The 801-nt window shown below is 56.3% G+C and carries 2 protein-coding genes and 1 pseudogene; all 3 read right to left on the minus strand.

Annotated elements, in window-relative coordinates; genetic code table 11:
* A partial coding sequence (locus tag MKK70_RS14860; RefSeq protein WP_243948665.1) for a sugar phosphate nucleotidyltransferase occupies positions 1 to 178 on the minus strand: 178 nt, incomplete at its 3' end.
* Between the two features lie 147 nt (positions 179 to 325).
* Positions 326 to 628, minus strand: coding sequence for a LysR family transcriptional regulator (locus MKK70_RS14865; protein ID WP_243948664.1), 303 nt, complete (start codon positions 626 to 628; stop codon positions 326 to 328).
* A 16-nt stretch (positions 629 to 644) separates the two neighbouring features.
* Positions 645 to 801, minus strand: a pseudogene (locus MKK70_RS14870) (channel protein TolC); the annotation flags it as partial.

Consider the following 801-nt stretch of genomic DNA (forward strand, 5'->3'; position numbering starts at 1 on the left):
GCCGGGCGAAGACCGCCGCGTCGCCCACCCGCCGCGCGGTGGCCTGGAACGTCGATTCCGACGCGTCCACCAGCCGCGCGAACTGCTTGGGCATGCTCTCGCGCGATACCGGCCACAGCCGCGTGCCCGAGCCGCCGCACAAAATGATAGGAACGACGAGAGCAGAAGGATGAGCCATTCAGCGGTGAGGCCTTTTCGAGAAATCTTAGTCGATATGATGGCTAGAACTGAACGGTATGAGGTGAGCAGTTTTAGGTATTCTCAAAATCTAGACTATGTATTTCCGAGCTAAAACACTAAAATATTCGTCATTTTTTCTTAAACATTAGGCAATATGATGATATTTTAGATGATTTATTTTTTCTGCAGCATCAAACATCGATTGCGCAAGCTCGAGCAGGGTATGACCTTTCGGCGTTAGGTGACATGCCGAAACACCCGCCGAACCTGCACAAATCAAACGCTGGTTAAGGGCTTCTTCAAGTTTAAGTACACGGCGGGCCACGGTGGAATGATGCACGTCGAGCCGCTTGGCCGCGGCTCGGATCGATCCCGCTTGCGTCACGACCAGAAAGAGACGGATATCTTCCCAATCCAGCTGTGCCAGATCGCGCGGCTTCTTTGGCATGCGCCAGATCCCACTGTCAGCGGCCATCCGGTGAGCGGACGCCGTACCAGAGATCCTTGACCTGGTCGTAGTGGACCTTGGCGCTGTAGACCGCCACCGGCACCGCGGTGTAGCGCACCGTCAGACGGCCGATCGCCTGGACCACGCCGTAGGAGAAGATCACCCGGTCGCGC

Origin of the sequence: Methylobacterium sp. E-041 (assembly GCF_022829665.1) — a bacterium.
Classification (GTDB): Bacteria; Pseudomonadota; Alphaproteobacteria; order Rhizobiales; family Beijerinckiaceae; genus Methylobacterium.

Coding starts and splice junctions, on each gene's coding strand:
- MKK70_RS14865 (WP_243948664.1), bottom strand. CDS start 628: ATGCCAAAGAAGCCGCGCGATCTGGCACAGCTGGATTGGGAAGATATC.